This is a genomic window from Archangium sp. (assembly GCF_057119385.1).
Map to the genome: position 1 here is coordinate 1 of NZ_DBNGVP010000031.1, position 15,534 is coordinate 15,534.

A 15,534-nucleotide genomic window follows, 5' to 3' on the forward strand; every position below is an offset into this window, starting at 1 on the left:
GGCCGAACAGGCCCTTGCGCTTCTGGGGCGCCCGGTCCTGCTGCGCCATCTTCGCCAGCCGCTGCCCGAGGAGGCGGCTCATCTCCAGCGCCACCGTGGGGTTGGCCATCACCATCCCCTGGAAGTCATCGCGGCCCACGGCGGCCAGCTCGCACGCCGTGGCGGCCCTGGCGCTCGTGGCGCGTGGCTCTCCCGTGAGCAGGGCGATCTCCCCGAAGAAACCTCCCGGCTTCACCACCTCCACCAGCCGTCCGCCCTCGGCCAGCAGGTTCACCTCGCCCGAGACGACGACGTAGAAGGACTCGCCCGCGTCGCCCTTCTTGAAGAGCAGCTCGCCGGCCTCCTTGCGCAGGTAGTCGGCGCCGCGCGCCACCGAGGCCAGCTGCTCGTCGTTGAGCGGCGTGAGGAAGTCCACCTTGCGCAACATCTCCGCCAGCGGCGTGTCGCTCTGGCGCTGGGCCTCGGCGGTGAGGCACTCCACGGCGCGGGCCAACTCGGCGCGGCGCGCCACGAGGATGATGGTGTGCCCCGCGCGCAGCACCGTGTTCCCGTCCGGCAGCGTGATGCGGCCCTCCGGGTCCACCACGCCGATGAACACGCACTCGCGCGGGAATTCGGGCAGCGCGCGCACCTGCGCCACCGTGCGCCCCGCCACCAGCGCCTTCGGGTTCACCTCCAGCTCGAAGAGGATGGCCGTCCCCGCCGCCAGCGGCAGCGAGCCCGCCACCTGCGGGAAGTCGATGGCCGTGGTCATCTTCGCCACCACCACCTCGGCCTCCGCCACCAGCTCGCTCACCCCGGCCAGCTTGTATGCCTGGCGGTAGCGGCTGTCCAACATGCGCACCATCACGCGCGCGCTGCTCATCGAGCGCACCAGCGTGGCGAAGGCCAGGTTCTCCGCGTCGCGCGCCAGCACCCCCGCCGCGATGTCCGCCCCCGAGATGCCCGCCGACTCCAGCACCGACGGGTCGTTCGCGTCCCCACACACCGTCACCACGCCAATGTCCTCGAAGAGCCGGTGGCAGGTGTTCGCGTCCCGCTCCACCACCGTCACCTGGTGCTGCTCCGACACCAGCCGCGCCGCCAGCGTCCCACCCACCCGTCCACCACCCGCGATGACGATCTTCATGACACCTTCCTCCCGCTGTCCGCCTCGTGCTCCTGCGCGCTCGCCAGCACGTGCTCCAGCTCCAGCGTGCGCGAGTCCAGCTTCGCCAGTTGTATCTCGGCCGTGGCCTCGGGGATGAGGCCGGCGCGCCGGGCCGACAAGAGCGCCGTGCGCTCCGCGTCGATGAGGCGGCGGCGCGTGGCCAGCACGATCTTCGCCCCCTGCGCCAGGTGCTGCTCGCTGAGCCGGCGCAGCTCGCGCTCGGCGCCGGCGATGCCCACCTGGTAGTCGCTGCGCAGGTGCTCATAGGCCGCGCGGGGAATCAGCCCCTGGTCGTGCAGCTCCTCCAACTCCTGGCGCGCGGCGCGGCTGGCGATGAGGCGCGCTTGCTGCTCGGCCACCGCGTAGGCCACCGGATCCTCATGGAAGAGGCCCAGCCGCTTGAGGATGTCCGTGAGCATCAACCCCTGGAGCACCAGGGACAGGAAACAGACGCCGAAGGCGATGGCCACCAGCAGCTCGCGCGAGGGCGTGGACTCCGGCAGACCGAGCGCCAGGCCGATGGACAGCGCGCCCTTGATGTTGCCGAGGATGAAGACGTGCTGCCAGCGCAGGGGCACGGCCTCGGAGGGGCGCAGCCAGCGCAGCAGCAGGAAGGGCAGGTAGATGGCCACCGCGCGGCCGGCGAAGACACAGACCACCGCGAGCAGCGTCTGCGGCAGGTAGCGCACCAGCGTCTCGGGCCGGGTGGTGAGCCCCATGGAGAGGAAGAGGAAGGTGTTCACCCCGAAGGCGGCGTACTCCCAGAAGGTGTGGATGGCCACCTGGCTCTGGGGGGCCACGTGGCGCCGCAGGTTGATGCCCGTGGCCAGGCCGGCCATCACCGCGGCGATGGCGCCCGACAGGTGCAGCTGCTCGCCGATGACGAAGGCGGCGAAGGCCAGCGCCGTGGTCACCATGATCTCCGCGAGCGGATCCTCGGTGCGGCGGATGATGAAGCCGGCCACCAGGCCCAGGGTGAGGCCGATGGCCAGGCCCCCGAGCGTGGCGCCCACCACCTTGGCGCCGAGGAGCGGCAGCGAGAACGAGGACTCTCCGCTCACCACGATGCTGGAGATGGCCGCGTAGGCCACGAGCGCGGTGCCGTCGTTGAAGAGGCTCTCGCCCTGCATGATGCCGGAGAGGCGGCGGGGCACGGGGGCACGGCGGAAGGCGTAGAGGATGGAGACGGTGTCGGTGACGGCGAGCATGGCCCCGAGCAGCAGGGCGGGCCCCCACGCGAGCGCGAGGGTGTAGTGGAGCGCCGTGCCGGTGGCGGCGATGGCCAGCACCATGCCCAGGGTGGCCAGGGTGGCGATGGGCAGCAGGTTGGCGCGCACGTTGGCCACGTCCGCGGTGATGCCGCCCTCGAAGAGCAGCAGCGGCAGGCAGACGAGGAAGACGACCTCCGGGTTGAGCGGAGGCATGCCCGGGAAGATTCCTCCCACGGACAGGAGCAGACCCCCCACCACCAGCGCGACGTTGTACGGAATCCGCACGCGCTTGGCGGCGATGGCGAGCGAGCTGGCGGCCACCATCAGGCCGATGATGAGGGGCATTTCGAGGTGCACGCGGCCCCAAGACTCGCAGATGCGCCGGGCTTGTGCACGGGTTGCCTTGTGGCCAGGTGTCACACCGGAGCTACCCGGGAGGCGAGCCCCCGGAGCCATCCCTGGTGCTTCGCCAGGACGTCGGGAAAGGGGAGGGCCCCGTGGGGGTTGGGGGCCCCATGAAACACTTCCTCCTATCGCTTGCTCTCCTGGCGTGCGCGGCCTGTGGTCCCGAGCTGCCCGGAGATCTCTCCTCCGACAATCCGACGCTGGACACGCTGGACACCCGGGAAGCGCCGTTGGCGACGCAGCCCGCCGGCTCCATCCCCGCGGGACTTCCCGCGCGCCTGCTGGTGGGCCTCTTCGAGGAAGCCCCCCAGACGTGGATGAAGGACAGCGCGGTGCCCTGGGACGTGCGCTACCGCTACTTCACCAAGGGCTGGGTCAACAACTGGGGCTGGTCCGCCGCGGATGGAAGCTGGGGCAAGCAGTTCCTGACGGAGTCCGCCACCCAGGGCTTCATCCCGGCCATCCAGTACTACCAGGTCAACGGAGAGCCGGGTGGCGGCGAGGACCAGTTCCTCGCCAAGGCGCAGAACGCCACCACGATGAAGAGCTATTTCTCCGACTTCAAGGTGCTGATGCAGCGGGCCAGGGAGTTCGGCAAGCCGGTGCTCGTGCTGATGGAGGCGGATGGCTTTGGGTACCTCCAGAAGTACTCGAACAACAACCCCAGTGCCTACGCGGCCGTGGCGGCCACGGGGATGCCGGAGCTGGCGGGGCTGCCCAACACGGTGGCCGGGTGGGGGCTCTCGTTCCTCCAGCTGCGCAAGGCGGTGGGCGCCACCAACGTCATCCTGGGCATCCACATCTCGGGGTGGGCCAGTGGCAAGGACATCGCGTACTTCTCGGTGACGGACGCGCTGCAGCCCGAGGTGGACAAGGTCTACAACTTCCTCAAGCCGCTGGGCCTGGGCGCCAACGTCACGGGGGCCACCTATGACGTGCTGGTGGGAGACCCGCTCGACCGCGACTCGGACTTCTACAAGCAGTACGGGCAGGACCGGTGGTGGGACGCGAGCGACTCGGCCTCCATCTCGTCCAAGAGCTTCAACCGGTACGCCGAGTGGCTGCGGTTGTGGAACGTGGCCTCGGGCAAGCGCTGGGTGCTGTGGCAGCTTCCGGAGGGCAACTCCAGCAGCTTGAACAAGCCCTACGCGGCCAATACGCCGGGCTCGGGCTACAAGGACAACCGCGCCGAGTACTTCTTCGGCACCGGGAGCGCCGTGCACCGCGAGAAGTTCGCGGGCAGCGGAGTCATCGCGCTGCTCTTCGGCCGGGGCGAGGGCCAGCAGGCCTCGCACACCCACGACGTGTACTCGGACGGCCAGCTCTTCCTGAAGAGCCGCGCGGGTGCCTTCCTGAAGGCCGGTGGCCTCGCCATCCCCGCGGGCTCCACCACGACGCCGACTCCCACGCCGACGCCGACTCCCACGCCGACGCCGGTCACGGACACCGTGCGGTACGGCTTCGAGACGGACGCGCAGGGGTGGAGCTTCTCGGGGGCGCTGGTGAAGGGCGTGGTGTCGTCCACCGCGAAGGCGGACGCGGGCAGCCGCTCGCTGGCGGTGACGATGGGTGGCACCGCGGCGGGGATGTCCCGCGTCTCGGTGCTCAACGCCGCCGTGCCCGCGGGCCGGACGGTGTCCATGCGCGTCTGGGTCCCGGCCGGCAGCCGCATCACGGCCGTCCAGCCCTATGTGCAGCAGGGCTCGGCGGGGGGCTGGCAGTGGACGGGCTCGTGGGTGGCCTCCACGTCCCTGAAGGCCGGGGACTGGAGCACCGTCACCGTGCAGGTGCCCGCCAACGCTGTGTCGCCGCTGTACCAGCTCGGCCTCGAGCTCTTCACCGATGCCGCCTGGTCCGGCACGCTGTACGTGGACTCGGTGCGCTGGTGAGCCTGGGGGGCCGCGTGCGCCTGGCCGGGCACGCGGCCCCTGCTTCGTTCAGCGGCGGATGCGCAGGATGACGTCCTTGCGCGCGGTGCAGTCTCCGCGGCTGTCGCAGTTGCTGGTGGTGACGTAGAGGTGGCCGTCCGGGCCCATGATCGTCTCTCGCAGGCGGCCCCACTCGTTGCGCAGGTACACCTCGTGCTGGGCGACCTGGAAGGGATTCTCCTGGGAGAAGACCACGCGGTGCAGGTGCCGTGAGCCGAGCGTGCCGATGAGCAGGGAGCCCTTCCACTCGGGGATGGCGTCGCCGGTGTAGATGGCGGCTCCGCCCGGGGGGGCCGCGCTCTCCCAGGTGAGGGACGGGGTGATGAGGCCCTCGCCGGACTCGCAGCTGTAGACGGTGGGCCAGCCGAGGTTGTCCCCCTTGCGCACCACGCTGACCTCGTCATGGCCGCGGCGGAACGTCTCGCCGCTGGGGCCGTGGTCGGTGAAGTAGAGCGTGTCGCGGTCCTTCCAGTCGAAGCCCTGGGTATTGCGCACACCGAGGAGGAAGACGGGCTTGCCGGGGAAGGGGTTGTCCGCGGGCACCTCGCCCTCGGGGGTGAGCCGCAGCAGCTTGCCGGAGGGCGTGTCCACGTTCTGTGCGTTGTCCGGCTCGCGCGCGTCTCCCGTGCCCACGTAGAGCATGCCATCGGGGCCGAAGCGGATGCGCCCGCCGTCGTGGTACTTCGCCGCGGGGATTCCGCCGAAGATGACGCGCTCGAAGGTGGCGGAGGTGTGGTCCTCGGAGAGGATCCACCGCTCCACGCGGTTCTGCGTCGAGCCGCCCTCGTCGGTGGTCACGTAGAGGTAGATCTGCCGGTTGCTCGCGAAGGAGGGATGCGCGGCGATGCCGAGCAGGCCGCTCTCGCCAGCGGAGGAGATCTTCACGGTGGCGACGGGAGCGGGCTGGAGGGCGCCGTTGCGGAGCAGACGGATGCGGCCGGGACGCTCGGTGACGAGCGCATCGCCGCCGGGGAGCCAGGCGATGCCCCAGGGGACCTCGAGGCCCTCGGCGACGACGTCGAAGGTGATGGGCACGGTGCCATCGGGGCCGAAGTCGTCCTCGACGAGGATGCAATCGGGGGCTGTCTTCGCCTGGCTCTTGCGGCAGCCGGAGCAGGCGGCGAGGAACACGAGTGCGGAGAGCACGAGGCAGGTACGCATGCCGTATCTATGACGGGCGGAGGGAGCGTGCGCCACCGGACCGTGGCGGGCACGTCAGGAGGTGGACGTGACGGCAGACGGGGCGTGATTGGTGACCACCAACTTGCAGGGGCTCCGGGTAGTGTTCTACCTCGAATTTTCCGGGTTGCGCGGGAGTAGGCTCCCATGAACGAAGATTTCTCACCGCCACGGCTCATCGAACTGCTTCACCGCTACTACCCCGTCAATTTGTACAGTGACAACGAGCGCTACGGTGAATCCGAGCAGTACCAGCGCATGTTGCAGCTGCGCGCGCAGGCGCTGAAAAATCCAACGAGTTGGAGAGGATTGCTCGCGAGGCTTCGCGAGGCACTACCGGAGTGCAAGGTCGAGGATTGGACCGTGCTCTTCTCCGACGACAACTGCTGGCGTGTCAGGGTCGATCTTCCGGAGGTGCTGAAGCTTCCTGACGGCCAGGATGAGGTCAGGACCGTGGTGGTGCTGGTCAGCATCCTCGTGCCTGTGTTCGTTCTCTACAGCTCGTTCCGGCGCTACCATCTGGTCGAGAAGAAATCGTGGGCCTCGGAGACCTTCTACGAGGACGTCCCCGAGACGAAGTCCTATGCGGACAAGGTCGAGGCCCTCGTGCGGGACGTGCTCCACGTTCACCGCCTGACCAACGAGGCACTCTTCACCCCCGTGCCCGACATCCAGTGCGGCAATGTGTCCCTGGGTGAGGCGAAGCTGATCGACTGCCTCTTCACCGATGACCGGTGGTAGAGGACTCGCCAGCCCGTGAACTTCCCCCTCCTCGCCCTTGGCTCGTACAGCTCCCCCCGGGACCCGAGTGCCTATGCGGCGATCGAGATCCGCATGGAGCGCGCGCTCGCGTATGTGGAGGCCTTCCGCTCGCGCTCGGGCCAGCGCCTCACGGTGACGCACCTGGTGGCCAAGGCCGCCGCCGATGCGCTCCGCCGCTACCCCGAGGCCAATGCCATCCTCCGCTGGAACCGGCCCTGGTTGCGCAAGCGCGTGAGCGTCTGTGTCCTCGTCGTACAGACCGAGCACCTCGGCCGCGTGGACCTCACCACCGCCACCGTTCACGATGCGGACGCGCTCTCGCTCCAGGGCTTCGCCAGCGCGATGCAGGAGCGTGTCGAGCACGTCCGCCACCGCCGGGACGCCGTCATCGAGCGGGGCAAGCGGCGCTCCTACCGCGTCCCCGGCCTCGTCATGAACACCGTCCTCCGGCTGCTCTCCTTCGTCTGGTTCACCCTCAACATGGACCTCGCGTGGGTGGGCATGCCGAGAGACCCCTTCGGCTCCGTCGCCGTCTCCAACGTGGGCTCGCTCGGCCTGGAGCGCGCCTGGCTGGCCATGGTGCCCTACACCCGCGTGGCCCTCTACCTCGCCTCCGGCGCCGTGCGCGATGTCCCCGTGCTCGAAGGCGACGCCCTCGTTCCTGGCAAGGAGATGACGCTCTCGTGCACCTTCGATGCGCGCCTGCTCGACGCGGACCTCGTCGCTCGAGTCCTGCGTCACATCGGCGAGGCCCTGGAGGATCCCGCGTCCGTCTGGGGCCCGCCCGCTTCCGAGGAGCCCCCGGCGCCGTAGGCTGCCGCGCATGAAACTGCCCGTCTCTCCAACGACTCCGAGAGCGGCGATGCCTCCTGGGTGACGGGCCGCTTCCAGCGGCTCAACGCGCAGATCGGCTCCTATGAGACGTACGATGACGCGCTCTTCGGGGTGAAGTCGTTCCACGGCATGAGCCTGCTGCTGGAGAACGAGCAGGCCACGGCCGGGCTGCGCAAGGCGCCCGGTGGGTTGCAGGCGCTCCAGGACTCGCTGCCGTACGTGTACCCCCGGCGCGTGCGCGAGGACATCCCCGTCGGCGTCTACGACGTCATCGCCGGCTCCGGCCAGGCGCGGGGCACCAACACCGCGAGCATCCTCCCCAATGACCCGCTCTTCTCGCGCCGCTACGGCCTCACCCTCCTGCTGCGCGACAACATCATGAAGAACCCGGACATCTTCGCCGCCGACGAGCGCGTCTGGCGCGCCGCCACCGTGGAGGCCCACGCGAGCGGCCTCGCCCCCGAGGGGAACTCCCAGCGCACGCTGCAGAACGCGAAGCCTCGCCGCGACCAGCCCTACCAGACCATGCAGCTCATCCAGTTCAACTGGTTCCTCTCGCATGGGCTGCTCGAGGCCGACCCGAAGACCGCCCGCCTCACCCTCCGGTACGAGCGCTACCCGGAGACCGTCGCCTCGCTGCTCAAGGAGGTGCTTGCGCTCCAGCACGCGGGAGACAAGGCCGCCGCCGCGCGCTTCTTCGACCAGTGGACCACCTGGACGCCCGAGCTGCACGAGGCGCTCGCCGCCCGCATCCGCGAGGCCCAGGGCGCCCGCTTCCGCGTCGTGCACTACGGGGCCCTCGGCGAGTAGTGAGCCGTGCCCCTCAAGGGGCTACGCGTCCGCCAATCTCCGGGAAGCGCGCGTAGGCCCGCTTGAGCGCATCCAGGTGGGCGGGGTTGTCCAGGTCGAGCGGCGCATCGGTGAGCTGCACGACCCACCCGCCCGTCGCGGTACGCCGTGCGCGCGAAAGCAGCTCCGCGTCGCGGGCGGGGTCCGGGAATCCGATGGCCTGGGCAGCAGCAGCCGACCAGTAGTTCAGCCACCCGAGGCGATGCGGAATCTCAGGTGAGCGCATGGCACTGGGGGACTTGATCACCGGCAGCCCACGGGGAGGCGGCGCCAGGTCGTCTGGCCGATTCTTCGTCTGGCGCGCGATGTCCACCCCTGCGCTGAAAGGCGTTGCGTGCCCCCAGAACGCGCGAGCACCCTCCGCCATGGCCTCCAGCACCTCCACTGCCGCCGCGATGCCGGTTGCGTCGAGCGGCAGGGCTGCCTGGACTTCAAACTGTGCCTGCCCTCCCGGGGAGAGGCCCGCCGGCCTTTCCCATCCAGAAACCGTTACCCGGTAGCTCTCGTCGCCATTGCAAATGAGCCGAAACCCCCTTCCGGTCGGCCTCCCTTGGGCGAGCCATGCCTCACGCTGCGGTACCCGGAGCAGCTTCCCCTCGCCAGAGATTGTCCATTCCAGGCGCAAGCCAGGGAATGTGCGTTCCATTCCATGAACAACGGCCAAAGGGCGGCCATCGTCGCCCACGAGTGCAGGTGCATAGACGATCATGGCAATTTCATTTTCTTGTGTGGCTGGCATCTCAGCACCATTCCATGACTTCGATAATGCCCGCGAGTTCTGGCTCCGCGAGTTCCAGCGCGATTCTGTGCGCGGGGCTTCGCACGCCGACCCGGAAGTTGAATCCACAAGCCAGAGCAAGACCGCGCTCGTACTGCAAATCCAGCACCTGGTTGTCGAGCACAATTCTCCGAAGGTCGGGCGTGAACTTGTCGAAGTTGTCGGTCTTGACCTCCCATAGCGTGCGCGTGGCCAGTTGCAGCGCGTCGAAGTTCTTCCCATTCACGAACACATCCCCGCCGGGGAAGCTGTTGTTCGGAATTCTGTCGGCGCACGTGTCGTGCAGTGGATTACCGCCAAGGTGGTACGGCACTGGATCGGGCTCGCACCTGCGGCGCTCTCGCTCCGAAGTCTCGGGTGGCTCCAAAGGAGGGAAATCCGGCCCCTTTGGCTCCGGCTTGGGCCTTTTCTTCGGCGAGGGTTTCGGCGGGGCGGGCTTTGTTTCAGGCACGGGCCGCGTTTCAGGCATGGGCCTTACCTGGGGACGGCCCCTCTTCTTCGCGTAGGTATCCAACGCCTCTTTGATGGCGAAGCCCACCACCACCACGCCCGCGACGACTACTGCCCCCACGACGAGCTCCGGCGCCGCGAGGACACAGACCCCGAGCCCCATGGCCCCTGCTCCCGCCCCCGCCGAGGCGACCGCGCATCGTCCCGTGATGTCGTGAAACTCGATGCGGTCATGGTCGAGGGCATGAAAGCACCGCTCCGCCAGCACGGGCCAGGGCTCGGAAGCCTCCTGGACGGCGCAACGCCCCCCGTCCGTCCAGGGCAGTGCCGCCGCTCTCTGAAGGTTGTCGAGCCTCGGGTTCCGGGCCGGTGGCTCTCTGGGGCTGGGCGCTGGCGTAGCGCAGGCAGAGACATGGAGCAGAAGTGCGATGGATGCGCGGAGACGCATGGCCACCTCCTACGGAAGGGGGATTCCGCGGAGCAAGGGCGGACCCGTGGGCGGTGGGACAATGCCACCGACGCCGTGGAACCTCGTGAGGTTTGCCCGAGGCGGAGGTACCAGGGACGCCACACGCCGTCACCTGAAAGGTGTGGGCGCTCGAGCGGTGCGAGCCGTCCCCGGCGAGGTGAGGTGGCTCAGCCCCCGTCGGGCCTCGCCGCAACGGGGGGCCGGAGCGGCCCGATGATTCCCACCACCAGCCAGGTGAGCGAGAGGGCGAGCCAGGCCGCGCAGAGGGCGCTCCACGCCTGGGGCGCGCCGGCCCGCATCAGCCACACCGTCACCGCCACGCCCATGACGAGCACCCGCGCCAGCTCCAGCGGCAGGCTCCAGCGTTTGGACTCCAGCATCCCGCTCCAGGCCGTCGCCATGCCCCAGAGCAGCAGGCTCAGCACCAGCTTGCTCCCGCCCGACAGCGGTGAGGCATGGTGGCTCACCAGGAGCATGAAGGGCATGGACGCGAACAACTGGAAGACGAGGTAGCGCCGGATGCCGGGCAGCTCCGTCGAGGAGAACTTCACCTCCACGCCGTCCTGCTTCCAATAGCCCAACGCGCGCGGGGGAAGGTCCGCCGGCCGCCAGCCCGTGGGCATCACCCAGATGCGCAGGCGGTCCCACGTGCTCTTCGTCGCGAGCGCGTCGCCGATGAGCCGGGCCCAGGCCTGGAAGTTGATGGCCGTCGGGTCCCACGTGTTCGCCGGGGTGGTGAGGCCGTAGGAGCAGGGCTCCACCTCCTCGGCGTAGGTGCCGAACATCCGGTCCCAGATGATGAGGAAGCCCGCGTAGTTCTTGTCGAGGTAGGCGTCATTGCGCGCGTGGTGCACGCGGTGGTGCGAGGGCGTATTCAGCCAGGACTCCACCCACCGGGGCAGCTTGGGGATGACGCGGGTGTGCGGGATGAACTGCAGCACCAGGTGGAATGCCACCATCGCCAGCACTGCTTCGGGTGGGAAGCCCACCAGCACCAGCGGCCAGTAGAAGAGGAACGAGAAGAGCCGCTGCGTCACGCTCGCGCGCAGCGCCACCGCGTAGTTGAGCTCCTCCGTGGAGTGGTGGGGCGAGTGCGCCGCCCAGCCGATGTTGGTGCGGTGGCCGAAGCGGTGGAACCAGTAGAAGAGGAAGTCCACCCCGAGGAAGAGGGCCACCAGCGACAGCGGCGACGAGACGTCGAGCCGCCACGGAGCGAACTGGCCGAGCCGCGTGAAGAGGGGCAGCACCAGCAGCGCCACCGCCACGTTGACGCACTGGTTCATCACCGCCGTCCCCATGCTCGCGATGGAGTCCTGGAAGCTATAGTAGCCGTTGCGCCTCGCCACGCAGTACGCGAACTCCGCGAGGGCCAGGACGATGACGAAGGGGGTGGCCACGGCGTAGACGTTCAAGGTCATGCGTGCTGGTGTACGGCATCCGGGCCGGCCGCCGCCTTGACCTGGATCAACCCGAGGGGACTCCCCCATGAGATTCCCGAAGCTCTTCGAGCGCCTCGCGGCGCAGGTCTCCCTCCCCGAGGACGAGTGGGAGAAGGCCGAGGCGCTGGCATCGGAGCAGGTGCTGGCCAGACGCGAGCTCTTCCTCCAGCCCGGAGCGCCGTCGGACCGTTTCGCGCTGGTGCTCCAGGGGGTCTTCCGGGCCGTGCGTGTGTCGGCGGGCGGCGCCGAGTCCATCAAGGCGTTCCGCGCGGAGGGCGAGCTGATTGGCGCCTACGCGGAGATGCTGCAACGGCGGCCCTCGATGACGGCGATCGAAGCGCTCGAGCCGAGCCGCGTGCTGGTGTTCCGGACGAGCGATCTCGAGGCGCTCGAGCGGGGCCACGTGTGCTGGGAGCGGCTGGCGCGGCGGGTGGCGGAGTACCACTTCATCCTCAAGGAGCGCCGCGAGCAGGAGTTCCTCGACCTGACCGCGGAGGAGCGCCTCGTGCGCTTCTGGGAGGAGCACCCGCACCTGAAGGGCCGCGTCTCCCAGCGCGACGTGGCGGCCTATCTCGGCATCACGGAGGAGGCCCTGAGCCGCATCATGTCGCGCCGCCGCAAGCAGCGGGGGTGAGCCAGAGGGAGGGAGCCTGAGGCACGGTGGGCTTGCCCCGGTTACGTGGACAGTAGGGTTGAGATGGTGTCGAGCCTCGAGCAGTCACGCCGCCAAAGACGCCCACGCCCCTGCTGCCACCCCCTGGGGAGGCCACTGGGCCGGCGTGTGCCCCAGGGAGTTGCCCGTCAGCAGCCCTCCTCGCCCCCTCGGCTCCAGCCATCTCCCTCCACACCGCCCCCATTCCGCCTCTACGCGGGTCATCCCTTGACGAGTCGAACCTTCTTGTCCGCGCTCGTCACCATGGCTCAAGATGCGGGCATGCAATGGCTTCACACCCTGGTGGGTATTCATCCCCCTCTTGATTGGAGCGCAGGGGGAAGCGAGCAGGTTCGACAATCATCTGCCGGAGTCCGCTGAGACACAACCGGCCACATGGCTTCGCACTGACATCGGCCCCGACGCGCCGCAGGTCAGCATGCTGGCTGGCAAGCGAGCGGGAATGCCCTTCACCAAGAAGGGGAAGGCGGCTGTCAAAAAGGAGAACGCTGAAAAGAATGACGGGAAAAACAAATGTGAAATCTGTAGCGTGGAAGCCGTTCCAGCAAAGCAGCATCAACAAGGCGTCACTCCGCCCAAGAACGAGGCGCAGGTCGAACACGTCATCCCACGAGCAAAAGGAGGCGAGGGCGAGCCAGATAACGGCCAGGTTCTCTGTAGAGATTGTAATATCAAGAAGAGCGATAAAAAGAGCGATAAAGCACCGTGAGCCGCATGACAGGGACACCAACCGATCAACATGTCAAAATCCTCTTTCACCTCGAGCAGGATGAGGATGGCTATCCTCCCGCCAATGCGGAAACACTCTGGGCCACCACGGTGGGTGAGGGTCTCTACAAGATCGACAACATCCCATTCTTCGCTACGGGTATTGCCGTGGATGACATCGTCTCGGCGGAGTTGGACGCGGACCAGCTTCTCTACAAAGATGTCGTCCACCCCTCGGGACACAGCACGGTCCGTGTCGTCGTGTACGGCCATGACGAACTTCCCGAGGTGCATGGACTCTTCAAGCAACTGGGCTGCTCGACGGAACAGAGCCACCTGCGAGGCCTGGTCGCGCTCGATGTGCCTCCATCCGTCTCATGGGATGAACTGAAGCGGATATTGGATGAAGGCCGCGAGCAGGACCGGTGGGACTACGAAGAGGCCTGCCTGGCACAGTCCTGATGGTCCAGGACTGGGGCAGCACGTCGAGGAATAGGAGCCGGTGCGCCTCGTCGCGCTGGCCCTCGGGCTGGGGGTGCACGGGTCTTCGGCACGTCGAGTGGACAGGACCGCGGACCAGCGGCCGTGCGCATCGCGAAGCTCACGCGCCTGCCGCTGGCGATGAGCACCTCGAGGGTGTCGCTCCCGCTCACCACCGGGGCCGCTCTCACCTGTACCGGAAACAGCCGCGCTGGCTCCACGACAGGCGCTCTCTCCTGATACGTGGCCTGCTCCAGCAGTACGCGCGCGGCGTGCACGAGGTGGTAGGCCAGTGCGTTGAGCAGCAGGCGCACCTCGTTGTTGGCGAAGGCCTCGATTGAAACCGAGCGCCGCACGGGCGGATGGCCCTGGTCGTTGGACTTGGGCCGTCTGGCCGAGGAGAGCGCCGGGGCCAGCATGTCCATGAGCTCTCCGAAGTGACCCTCGGCCGTGCCGCGCTGGCGGTAGTGCGTAAGCAACTGCTCGGCGGACATCTGCTCCCGCGTCCAGCTCGTCACCAGCCAGAAGGCATGGGGAAAGAGCTCCTCCTTCCTCTGCACCAGCACCAACACCACGCGCCGCGCACGGCTCCAGCCTTGTGCCGGGTACTCCGACTCATACAGGAAGGTACCTGTCTGGCCCCGCGGTACACCCGAGTGCAGAACCAGTCCTCGCGCCTCTTGGGCTTCACGAGGAACGTGAACTCCGTCCCGTCAACGAGCGTCACCAGCAGGGGCAGCGCCTCGCCGTCGTCGAGGTCACGCAGCGGCTCTAGAACCACCTTCTTGCCGCCTACGAGCGGGGTCTCGAAACGTCCCTCCCACGCCAGGAACTTCGTCTTCTCCGGATCGATCTCCTTCTCGAAGCGGAGCGCCGTCACCACCTGCCAGGAAACGTAGATGGACGGAGCCGCCTGGCCTGGATGGGCCGGCACCTTGAGGGTCCGAATCGTGAGCTTTTCCGCCTCATCCCTGGCCGGTGCCGGGGACGCCATCAGGACGAGAAGCAGGCCATACCTGAGAAGTGGGAAAGTGCGCAGGGTGGGGCCAACTTGACAGGACGGGTGCAGGGCATTCAATCCTTGCGCGCCCTGCCTGCAGGCTGCCGGTCATCGCCCCTGTTCGGCTCCACGAGCCGTGTCGGCCTCAAGGGGCCGCGCGCCCGCCGATCTCCGGGAAGCGCTCGTAGGCCCGCTTGAGCGCGTCCAGGTGGGCGGGGTCGTCCAGGTCGAGCGGCGCCTCGGTGAGCTGCACGACCCACCCGCCCGTCGCGGTGCGCCGAGCGCGCGACAGCAGCTCCGCGTCGCGGGAGGGGTCCGGAAAGCCGATGGCTCGTGCGGCGGCGGCCGACCAGTAGTTGAGCCACCCGAGACAGTGCGGAATCTCAGGGGCGCGGATGTCATCAGAAAACCTGAGCGCTGGCAGCCCTCGCGGCGGGACCCCCGGCTTCCGCACGGGATCTCTCGTCTGCCGCGAAATCTCGACGGCCGCGTCAGACGGCGTCGCGTGCCCCCAGAACGCGCGTGCACCCTCTGCTGCCGCTTCCAGGGCACCCGCTACCACGGCAATCCCGGCTGCATTCAGGAGCATGGTCACATTGACTTCGAGATGCGGCGGGCTCCCCGCGGCAAGACCGTCCGGGTTCTCCCGCCCGGCAATCGTGACAAGGTGGTCATCGTCATCGTTACAGAGGAACGGAAACCCTCCGCTCGTCCTGTGGGCCGCGACCCACTCATCGCGGTGAGGCAATGCAATCAGGTCTTCCTTCCCAGACGTCGTCCACCCCAGGCGTAAACCGGGAAGCGCACGTTCCATCCCTCGGACAATAGCCAAAGGCCGGCCGTCATCGCCCTCGAGTGCAGGCGCATAGACCGTGATGCCAATATCCTCTTTCGTTCCCGGCATTTCAGCACCAGTCCATGACAACGACATGAAGTCTGCGATCCGCGCGCTCCAGGGCGATTCTGTGTGCTTCACTGCGGACGCCGACGACAAAGCCATAACCGCATTCTTCCGCGAGCCTGCGCTCCCGTTGCAGCTCCGGTAGCTTCATCTCGATGAAAAACTGCTGAGAACGACGACTGTGCTTGTCGAAGTCATCCGTCTTGACGTCCCACAGGGTGCGCGTGGCCAGTTGAAGCGCGTCGAAGTTCTTGCCATTCACGAACACATCCCAGCCGGGGAAGCTGTTGTCCGGCATCAGGTCGGCGCAAGTGTTGT

The 15,534-nt window shown here is 68.0% G+C and carries 17 protein-coding genes; 7 read left to right on the top strand and 10 right to left on the bottom strand.

Annotated features, from left to right (window positions below):
- Together AC16DP_RS08315 and AC16DP_RS08320 are read right to left on the bottom strand one after the other, a co-directional pair.
- Nucleotides 1-1,129, bottom strand: a 1,129-nt coding sequence (locus tag AC16DP_RS08315; protein WP_483956667.1) for a cyclic nucleotide-binding domain-containing protein, incomplete at its 3' end; no start/stop codon positions are given.
- Nucleotides 1,126-2,718, bottom strand: a complete 1,593-nt coding sequence (locus AC16DP_RS08320; RefSeq protein ID WP_329728161.1) for a cation:proton antiporter — start codon at nt 2,716-2,718, stop codon at nt 1,126-1,128. The genes AC16DP_RS08320 and AC16DP_RS08315, both read right to left, overlap by 4 nt.
- A gap of 158 nt (nt 2,719-2,876) precedes the next feature.
- On the opposite strand from AC16DP_RS08320, the gene AC16DP_RS08325 reads away from it, so the two are divergent.
- Nucleotides 2,877-4,655, top strand: coding sequence for a hypothetical protein (locus tag AC16DP_RS08325; protein WP_329728162.1), 1,779 nt, complete (start codon nt 2,877-2,879; stop codon nt 4,653-4,655).
- A gap of 48 nt (nt 4,656-4,703) precedes the next feature.
- On the opposite strand, the gene AC16DP_RS08330 is transcribed toward AC16DP_RS08325, so the two are convergent.
- Complete coding sequence (locus AC16DP_RS08330; protein ID WP_329728163.1) at nt 4,704-5,855, bottom strand: PQQ-dependent sugar dehydrogenase; 1,152 nt, start codon at nt 5,853-5,855, stop codon at nt 4,704-4,706.
- A gap of 165 nt (nt 5,856-6,020) precedes the next feature.
- Between AC16DP_RS08330 and AC16DP_RS08335 the strand changes: the two genes are divergently transcribed.
- From AC16DP_RS08335 to AC16DP_RS08345, 3 genes are read left to right on the top strand one after another with little or no spacing between them, the layout of a single operon-like run.
- On the top strand, nt 6,021-6,614 hold the full coding sequence (locus AC16DP_RS08335; RefSeq protein WP_329728164.1) for a hypothetical protein: 594 nt from the start codon (nt 6,021-6,023) through the stop codon (nt 6,612-6,614).
- 15 nt (nt 6,615-6,629) lie between these two features.
- Nucleotides 6,630-7,448, top strand: coding sequence for a 2-oxo acid dehydrogenase subunit E2 (locus tag AC16DP_RS08340; RefSeq protein ID WP_329728165.1), 819 nt, complete (start codon nt 6,630-6,632; stop codon nt 7,446-7,448).
- 60 nt (nt 7,449-7,508) lie between these two features.
- Entirely contained in the window at nt 7,509-8,279 is a 771-nt protein-coding gene (locus tag AC16DP_RS08345; RefSeq protein WP_329728166.1) for a hypothetical protein, read from the top strand.
- A gap of 13 nt (nt 8,280-8,292) precedes the next feature.
- Here AC16DP_RS08345 and AC16DP_RS08350 read toward each other — a convergent pair whose 3' ends face one another.
- The 3 genes from AC16DP_RS08350 to AC16DP_RS08360 form a co-directional block, all read right to left on the bottom strand.
- Nucleotides 8,293-9,027 carry a DUF5953 family protein gene (locus AC16DP_RS08350; RefSeq protein WP_329728167.1) on the bottom strand — a complete coding sequence of 245 codons (735 nt, stop codon included), beginning with the start codon at nt 9,025-9,027 and terminating at the stop codon, nt 8,293-8,295.
- Nucleotides 9,028-9,058: 31 nt separating this feature from the next.
- Entirely contained in the window at nt 9,059-9,814 is a 756-nt protein-coding gene (locus AC16DP_RS08355) for a DUF6310 domain-containing protein (protein WP_329728168.1), read from the bottom strand.
- A 368-nt stretch (nt 9,815-10,182) separates the two neighbouring features.
- Complete coding sequence (locus tag AC16DP_RS08360) at nt 10,183-11,433, bottom strand: sterol desaturase family protein (protein WP_329728169.1); 1,251 nt, start codon at nt 11,431-11,433, stop codon at nt 10,183-10,185.
- 67 nt (nt 11,434-11,500) lie between these two features.
- On the opposite strand from AC16DP_RS08360, the gene AC16DP_RS08365 reads away from it, so the two are divergent.
- From AC16DP_RS08365 to AC16DP_RS08375, 3 genes are all read left to right on the top strand, one after another.
- Nucleotides 11,501-12,088: a Crp/Fnr family transcriptional regulator gene (locus tag AC16DP_RS08365; RefSeq protein WP_329728170.1), complete on the top strand. Its 588-nt coding sequence runs from the start codon at nt 11,501-11,503 to the stop codon at nt 12,086-12,088.
- A gap of 457 nt (nt 12,089-12,545) precedes the next feature.
- Complete coding sequence (locus tag AC16DP_RS08370) at nt 12,546-12,836, top strand: HNH endonuclease (protein WP_329728171.1); 291 nt, start codon at nt 12,546-12,548, stop codon at nt 12,834-12,836.
- 5 nt (nt 12,837-12,841) lie between these two features.
- Nucleotides 12,842-13,297: a DUF4265 domain-containing protein gene (locus AC16DP_RS08375; protein ID WP_329728176.1), complete on the top strand. Its 456-nt coding sequence runs from the start codon at nt 12,842-12,844 to the stop codon at nt 13,295-13,297.
- Here AC16DP_RS08375 and AC16DP_RS08380 read toward each other — a convergent pair.
- The 4 genes from AC16DP_RS08380 to AC16DP_RS08395 all read right to left on the bottom strand — a co-directional run.
- Complete coding sequence (locus AC16DP_RS08380; RefSeq protein WP_329728172.1) at nt 13,267-13,875, bottom strand: hypothetical protein; 609 nt, start codon at nt 13,873-13,875, stop codon at nt 13,267-13,269. The genes AC16DP_RS08375 and AC16DP_RS08380 overlap by 31 nt on opposite strands.
- Entirely contained in the window at nt 13,830-14,309 is a 480-nt protein-coding gene (locus tag AC16DP_RS08385) for a DUF2381 family protein (RefSeq protein WP_329728173.1), read from the bottom strand. The genes AC16DP_RS08380 and AC16DP_RS08385 overlap by 46 nt, the downstream gene beginning before the upstream one ends.
- Before the next feature lie 151 nt (nt 14,310-14,460).
- Complete coding sequence (locus tag AC16DP_RS08390) at nt 14,461-15,219, bottom strand: DUF5953 family protein (RefSeq protein ID WP_329728174.1); 759 nt, start codon at nt 15,217-15,219, stop codon at nt 14,461-14,463.
- A gap of 1 nt (nt 15,220) precedes the next feature.
- A partial coding sequence (locus tag AC16DP_RS08395; RefSeq protein ID WP_483956668.1) for a DUF6310 domain-containing protein occupies nt 15,221-15,534 on the bottom strand: 314 nt, incomplete at its 5' end.

Coding starts and splice junctions, on each gene's coding strand:
- AC16DP_RS08325 (WP_329728162.1), top strand. CDS start 2,877: ATGAAACACTTCCTCCTATCGCTTGCTCTCCTGGCGTGCGCGGCCTGT.
- AC16DP_RS08330 (WP_329728163.1), bottom strand. CDS start 5,855: ATGCGTACCTGCCTCGTGCTCTCCGCACTCGTGTTCCTCGCCGCCTGC.
- AC16DP_RS08335 (WP_329728164.1), top strand. CDS start 6,021: ATGAACGAAGATTTCTCACCGCCACGGCTCATCGAACTGCTTCACCGC.
- AC16DP_RS08350 (WP_329728167.1), bottom strand. CDS start 9,027: ATGATCGTCTATGCACCTGCACTCGTGGGCGACGATGGCCGCCCTTTG.
- AC16DP_RS08360 (WP_329728169.1), bottom strand. CDS start 11,433: ATGACCTTGAACGTCTACGCCGTGGCCACCCCCTTCGTCATCGTCCTG.
- AC16DP_RS08365 (WP_329728170.1), top strand. CDS start 11,501: ATGAGATTCCCGAAGCTCTTCGAGCGCCTCGCGGCGCAGGTCTCCCTC.
- AC16DP_RS08370 (WP_329728171.1), top strand. CDS start 12,546: ATGCTGGCTGGCAAGCGAGCGGGAATGCCCTTCACCAAGAAGGGGAAG.
- AC16DP_RS08375 (WP_329728176.1), top strand. CDS start 12,842: ATGACAGGGACACCAACCGATCAACATGTCAAAATCCTCTTTCACCTC.
- AC16DP_RS08385 (WP_329728173.1), bottom strand. CDS start 14,309: ATGGCGTCCCCGGCACCGGCCAGGGATGAGGCGGAAAAGCTCACGATT.
- AC16DP_RS08390 (WP_329728174.1), bottom strand. CDS start 15,219: ATGCCGGGAACGAAAGAGGATATTGGCATCACGGTCTATGCGCCTGCA.